This is a genomic window from Parendozoicomonas haliclonae (assembly GCF_900174585.1).
Classification (GTDB): Bacteria; Pseudomonadota; Gammaproteobacteria; order Pseudomonadales; family Endozoicomonadaceae; genus Sansalvadorimonas; species Sansalvadorimonas haliclonae.
On the sequence record NZ_FWPT01000003.1, the window covers coordinates 607,565 to 614,331 of the forward strand.

General features: G+C 47.3%; 7 protein-coding genes. 6 read left to right on the forward strand and 1 reads right to left on the reverse strand.

Annotation, left to right across the window (positions count from 1 at the left end; genetic code table 11):
* Window positions 1–81: 81 nt before the first annotated feature.
* The 6 genes from EHSB41UT_RS09110 (at window position 82) to EHSB41UT_RS09140 (ending at window position 5,841) form a co-directional block, all read left to right on the forward strand.
* Window positions 82–1,029, forward strand: coding sequence for an ornithine cyclodeaminase family protein (locus EHSB41UT_RS09110; protein WP_207626600.1), 948 nt, complete (start codon window positions 82–84; stop codon window positions 1,027–1,029).
* A gap of 342 nt (window positions 1,030–1,371) precedes the next feature.
* On the forward strand, window positions 1,372–1,866 hold the full coding sequence (locus EHSB41UT_RS09120; protein ID WP_087108945.1) for a hypothetical protein: 495 nt from the start codon (window positions 1,372–1,374) through the stop codon (window positions 1,864–1,866).
* 219 nt (window positions 1,867–2,085) lie between these two features.
* Window positions 2,086–2,808: a response regulator gene (locus EHSB41UT_RS09125; protein ID WP_087108947.1), complete on the forward strand. Its 723-nt coding sequence runs from the start codon at window positions 2,086–2,088 to the stop codon at window positions 2,806–2,808.
* Between the two features lie 56 nt (window positions 2,809–2,864).
* Window positions 2,865–4,256 carry an ATP-binding protein gene (locus EHSB41UT_RS09130; RefSeq protein ID WP_165767197.1) on the forward strand — a complete coding sequence of 464 codons (1,392 nt, stop codon included), beginning with the start codon at window positions 2,865–2,867 and terminating at the stop codon, window positions 4,254–4,256.
* Window positions 4,257–4,672: 416 nt separating this feature from the next.
* Window positions 4,673–5,110: a hypothetical protein gene (locus EHSB41UT_RS09135; protein ID WP_087108951.1), complete on the forward strand. Its 438-nt coding sequence runs from the start codon at window positions 4,673–4,675 to the stop codon at window positions 5,108–5,110.
* A 116-nt stretch (window positions 5,111–5,226) separates the two neighbouring features.
* The gene (locus EHSB41UT_RS09140) at window positions 5,227–5,841 is read left to right on the forward strand and encodes a hypothetical protein (protein ID WP_087108953.1); all 615 of its coding nucleotides are present in this window, start codon (window positions 5,227–5,229) and stop codon (window positions 5,839–5,841) included.
* 191 nt (window positions 5,842–6,032) lie between these two features.
* Here EHSB41UT_RS09140 and tsaA read toward each other — a convergent pair whose 3' ends face one another.
* The gene (gene tsaA, locus EHSB41UT_RS09145) at window positions 6,033–6,431 is read right to left on the reverse strand and encodes a tRNA (N6-threonylcarbamoyladenosine(37)-N6)-methyltransferase TrmO (protein ID WP_087108955.1); all 399 of its coding nucleotides are present in this window, start codon (window positions 6,429–6,431) and stop codon (window positions 6,033–6,035) included.
* Window positions 6,432–6,767: the final 336 nt, after the last annotated feature.

The window sequence follows — 6,767 nt, forward strand, 5'->3', positions numbered from 1 at the left end:
ATCGTGATACGGCTCACGAAACGCCAACAGACCCTAGGATTTAACCGCTTAAACGAATCAAAAGAACAACAGGATACACCCGTGAAAAATATCCCTCTGATCACCACCGAGGATTGTGAACACCAGCTGAGCTGGCGGGGTGTGATGGAAGCTCTGGCAGATGGACACAAGGCTGAACGCGCCCAGATAGACGACATACTGTTTCAGCAAGATGGCAAATCCCTGCTGAACCGTGCAGCCTGGATTAACGGGAAAGGCATGGGCGTGAAAACAGCCACCATCTTTCCCAACAACCAGAACCTGGCCAAGCCTCTGCCAAATGTAAATGCCGTCTTTTCCCTCTTTGAAGACTGTACCGGTTTACCCACAGCGATTATTGATGGCACCTTTCTGACCAAGTGGAAAACAGCGGGGGATTCCATTCTCGGCAGCCACTTTCTGGCCCGTCAGGATAGCCGCACGCTGGTGATTCTTGGGGCTGGAGCTGTGGCTGAATCTCTGGTTGAAGCCTACAGCGAAGCATTCCCAAATCTGGAACAGATTGTTCTCTGGAACCGCACCTTTGCCAAGGCTCAGGATATTGCGGCACGCTATTCCACGCCCTCACGCCCGGTGATCGCCACACAGAATCTGGAACAGGCGATTCGCAGTGCCGATATAGTGTCGTCTGCCACCATGTCCATTGAGCCGTTTATCAATGGCGACTGGGTACAGCCCGGAACTCATATTGACCTGATTGGTGCATTCCGACCGGATATGCGTGAGGCGATGGATAACCTGATCACCAAAGCGCGTCTATTTGTCGATGCCAGAGAAACGACTCTGCATGATATTGGTGAGATCAGAATCCCTCTCGAACAGGGAACCATTAGCGAAGCCGATATTATTGCGGACTTCTATGATCTATGCGCCGGAACACCCGGGAGGCAAAATGATCAGGAAATCACTCTGTTTAAAAATGGTGGTGGCGCACACCTGGATGTTATGACGGCACTGTACATTTACAACCGCCACAGGAGTGCTGTATAAATTCTATACACCCAATGAACGACAGTCTTAGATTATCTGTCGTTCATTGATGGAGTGAATAATAAAAGTCTGAAGGAACCCAGACCTAAAAAATAAAAGGATGTTGTATTGAAAGCACCAGCAGCGTTTTTCAAATTCTCCCACTTAATACGCTCCCTCAGTATTATTGTGTCTCTCTTCGCTCTTGGCTATCTGCTGGGTAAGAATCTTGCCAGAGATGCTCCACTGTATACTTTTGACCGTCCCGTTCTTATTGCTCTCTATATTTCTTTCCTTTTTATTATTCGGTTGCCATCTAAGCGTTCTGTGCAGCAGGGAAAGTCGGTAGAGACTCAATAGCGTATGGATAAAGTGAGTGTTGTATTTGCGGGGTACTTTCTTGGCTTTGCGATCATTGGCCTACTGGTGATGCCTCTGATGACATTCCTGCACGAGCTGGGTCATGCTCTCCCCATACTTGCCTCTGGCAATAAAGCCCATATTGTAATGGGAACGGGAGACAGTCCATTGACACTGACTTTCAATAATTTAAAGATTTCTCTCTCTCCCACTATCAGCACCAGCTTTTGTTATTGGGAGGAAAGCCTGACTCAACGAACAGCCTTGCTGGCCTTGATTGCAGGCCCATTGACCTCCTTGCTCATTTCCATGACCTGTATATTTGTCTATTTCCGTTTTTCCACTTCAGCCGAACTAAGTGGACTGCTGCTCTGCATTGCAGGTATCACATTCTTTCAGTTTTTATTTACGGCGATTCCCATGCACTACCCATCATTTATGGGCGCCTATGCAGGCGCCCCCAGTGACGGATACCAGATTCTTCAGCGCCTTAAATAAAAAATCACACAGACACCACCACCGCCTCTCCCAACAGGAAAATCCCTCATTGATAAACGGGTATATCCTCATATGGTGTGAATCAGACACCCGCTAAAGTACGCCATCCTGATCCTTGGATCCGTATGTCCAAAGCCAGAATTGTCTGAGTTCGGTAGGCCTTGACTATAATACCGCCCGTCAGGGGGGATGTTTTCGTATTTATGAGCAGCTGTTGTAATGGCACAAAGTGAACATATTCTGGTCGTAGATGATTACTATGATATTCGCGATGTGTTGAGCGAGTATCTTGGTAAGCACGGCATGCGCGTCACAACGGCAGAAAACGGTGCCGAAATGCGTGAGGCACTGGAAAACCATGATGATATTGATCTGATCGTTCTGGATCAGATGCTCCCCGGAGAAGATGGTCTGACCCTGTGCCGCTATGTTCGCAGCGTGGGCGGCCCGCCAATTATTATTCTTTCCGCGATGGATGAAGAAGCCGATCGGGTCGCCGGTCTGGAAGTCGGTGCTGATGATTATCTCTGTAAGCCGTTCAGCACCCGTGAGCTTCTGGCTCGCATTCGCGCCGTTCTGCGTCGAGGACATCACGAAGCTCTGAATCAGATGTCATCCCATAATGATCGTGTACGTTTTGGCAGCTGGATTCTGGATAACAATCTGCGTCAGCTTGAAGACGAGAGTGAACTGGTTACACCACTCAGTACTGCTGAATACCGGCTGCTTTCAGCCTTTACCAGCCATCCACGCGAAGTACTTAGCCGCGAGCAGCTTTTGGCCTTCACTCAGGATGGTGAAGTTCTGCCGTTTGACCGCAGCATTGATAATCAGGTGAGTCGTCTGCGTCGTAAGTTGGAGAAGGACACTAAAAACCCTTCCCTCATCAAAACGGTTAGAGGTGGCGGTTACATGCTGACAGCGGAAATTATGCCAGTCTGATGCCATATCAAACCACAGACTCCAAGGTCCGAATCCGGGACAGGTTGGCTACGCAGATGATCGTAGCCAGTCTTGTGGTTTTATTCTTGGCACAAGTCATTACCGCCGCAATGATGAATGCAGCCCACAAATCTTACTTTCAAAGTTCAACCCAAGGCTGGTTCATTGACCGCACAGTTCTGCTCACGCAAAAACTCGTTGCGACATCACCTTCCAATTACGACATTATGAGTGATGCAGCCAGCGCCCCATTCGCCATATTTCGCATTAACTCTCACCCTTACCTCACCGAAGATGGCTCCGATAAGGATGATGACGCTCTGAGCAAACTACTGGAAAGCCGACTTGGCAGTCAATATTCCAATCAAATCAGAAGTCTGGTTGCCTCAGGAGATAAGCTGGACGAATGGAAACAAGCTTGTCTGGCCAACCTTTCGATCGAAGCCCAACCGTGTATCACCTCCTTGAAAGAGGGGAAGAAACGAATTGACATGGGAACCGAAATCTATTTGGTTGCCGTTTCTATCCCTTTGCCGAATAAGCAATGGCTCAATATTTTTTCCATGGCTCCTGTCGCACCAATATATCTGGACCATGACACCATTCTTTTCCTGAGTATCTTCGGGGTTCTCCAGCTCATTGCCATACTGATACTCGTCCGGCGTATTACCAGGCCGTTGAAAAGCCTTGCCATCGCTTCAGACAAATTGGGTAAGGGGGAATCCGTTGCGCTTCTGGAAGAATCCGGCCCTGAAGATGTTCGCAGAACCATTCGCGCCTTCAATCGCATGAATAACAGCCTGGTGCTTTATATGAAAGAGCGCACTGGCATGCTGGCTTCCATTGCCCATGATCTCCGTACACCATTGACTGGCTTGAAAATTCGTACTGAGATGCTGCCGGATTCACGAACCAAAACCCGCCTGCTATCAACCATTGGCGAGATGCAGAATATTGTTGAAACCACCGTCCAATTTATTCGGGAAAATCAACGTGTTGAGCAACCTCGCAGAGTCGATATCAACGCACTGCTTGAAAGTCTCAGTGAAGACTTTCAAGAGATGGGACAGAACGTTGTCTATTCTCCTGCGGCAGCTCCTATAGCTATTATTTGCCAGCCTGTCGGAATGGGACGAGCCCTACGTAACCTGATTGAGAATGCGGTGAAATACGGCCACCGAGCTCGCATATCGCTCCTGCAGGAAGAGCAACATGTTGTGATCAATATCGATGATGACGGGCCGGGGATTGATGACAACGAGATAGAGCGAGTATTTGAGGCTTTTTTCCGTTCTGAAAAATCACGAAGCCGTGAAACAGGAGGCCTTGGCCTGGGGCTGGCAATCGTTCAGAACATTCTCCATGCCCACCATGGAGAAATATCTCTCCACAATCGAAAAGAAGGTGGGCTCAATGTGAAAATCACTCTGCCTTATCAGTGCTGCTGATTAATTCTCGCAACCGCACAATAAATAATCACCTTAATAGCTGAGCAGCGTCATAAGTCAATATTCTCGATGAAATATGCATATATCAACATCCATATTTCATCATATGCACGAAACGCCTTCACGAATTATACCGTTATCAGAAAAACGCCTTAGGCATTATCCACAGATATAAAAACAATAAACGACAGCTTCGATAGAAACTCCACCACATACCCGCACCATAAAATTCGGAGTCTACACCCAAAACCTCGTATCTGAACGAATCTCACTTTCGATTTTTTCCAAATATCTCAGATTGTGTCAATGCATCACAATTAGCGCCGCTTTCAGCATGGGAAAATTGACGTGCTCGAAGGCATTCGCGCTACCAGCCCTCAAAAACCATCTAGCTGTACCAAAACGCCGAGGGCAATATGCATACAGCCACGAAATCACCACAGAACAAAATTGCTGTCGCCATCACCCCGGCATTCATCATTTTGTGCCTGTTGATTTTTATGGCGAACAGCAATGCCATGGCCATGAGCCAAGCCAGCGCAACATTTACTGTCACTCTGATTATTCCTCCCAGAGTACAGCTGCATAGCGTACCAACGGCCATTAATCATCAGCCCTCACCACTACGCATGTCAGGAACCGGCATTGATAGTGTCTCTGTATCCATGATGCCAGACAGAGACACACGCAAGATGCCAGCTGCAGCTCCGTATCTAACTTACGGAGATGGGCGAAGCATCTCACTCTGTAAAGCGCCACGTATCAATCTGGCAAAAAAAAACTGCACACATGATTTATCCATGAAAGACCGGACCGCCTCAGGAGATATTACCGTTTTGATAGCTTCAGAATAGAGCTCTGCCTCACTGATACCTTTTCCATGATCAGCATAAAAGTCGAGCTCTAATACGACACGCAATAACACAACCAATGACCAATATACGCAGATCATTAGCACGCCCTGTTAATCATGTACCTGACAACGAAAAGAAAAATCACCGTTTATCTGGATAGCAACACCATCGCGCCGGCCTCCATTACTGAAGTTATTGACGAACTCAGTCAATATGGCGAAATCTGTTGTTTCAGGCTCTTTTCACAGACTGGCGCAGACACCCATGAAGCGCAGATGCTGAAGAGCCTGGTAAATGAATACTCTCAGCATATCGCAATTGAACGTATCAGCGCTGATGAGCTTGTAGACGCTAAACCAGACTTCCATTCCGACATCGTATCGTTTGCGTCCAACCGTAATGTTTTTTCTTCTATTGCCAATGCCAGCAGAATCAATAACCAATTGACACTCGGCTTTGGAGGAGCAGGCTCCCCAATGGGGTTTAAGCAAACATGCCATGCTTTTTATCAGCTCAACATAGCGCAAAACTCCCCACAAAGATGCTCCAATAGCAGTCATTTTTATCTGAGTAGCACAGTGCTTAATCCACAGAGAGATGAGCGCCCTTGCCAGCTTTCAACATTGAGAAACTGGGGTAAACGTCAGAAAAATTTAACGGCACAGGATGCAATTCGACGGTTTAGGATCTCAATGCCAGAGCAGCAGCAAACACTGAAGGTTTGTGCCTGATTATTACCTTCCTGCCACCATCATTGATAAAGCGACCTGTCATCAGGTGGACGGCGAGTCAGTAATCATCGGGTTGTTATAGACGCAGAAGCTCTCAAAAACTAAGTTATCTCAGATACTGAGATAAGCACAAAGGCCAGAGTTTGAATGAAGCTTGAACCTGGCCTTTTTGCGATGAAGGTTTTAAGTGATTAGAGAATAGAAGGCTTAATATCAATTAACGGTGTGCCATTCAGACAATCAAGCCCTCTTACTTTGACGACGCCCTTTTCAATCTCAACAATAGCCAGCCTGGCAAGACCAATAGGATTGGGCCGAACAGGTGTACGCAGACTAAAGGTTCCAAACAGCTTGTCATCCGCATTGGGGCCATGGGATGTATCCAGGGAGACCTCTCTTACAGAACCATCCAGCCAGTAGAGGATATCAATAAACTCGCCAGCCTCCAGACCGGTTAAACCCACCGCATACTCATCTTTCAGAATCAACTCGCACAGTGCTCCATTGATATTATCAACATTGAATGGACACTCATTTAATGACTTATAAGGGGTCTTGATGGTGCCGATGGTGATCAGTTGATATGACATATCCTGTACTCTCCAGATCAATAATTGAATATCAGTTATTCAGCGCAAGCGCGCCAGGCTGGTTCGCTGTAAAAAAGCGCTTGGCTGTGTAGACGCTGATCAAAAGGGTCAAAACCTCAGCCATCAGAATACTTCCCCAGACGCCGTTATCCTGGAAGAAAACCGGCAGTATAAAGAGTCCAAGCACCACAAACACAAAGCCTCTGGACTGAAGTGACCCCCAATAGTTGGACACCCAATTATTGGGGGTTACTTTTATGTCCAAATACAGCCCAGAGCTGAAACGTATCATTGCCAGCGAATACATAGATGATGGAATATCATCACATCAGCTCG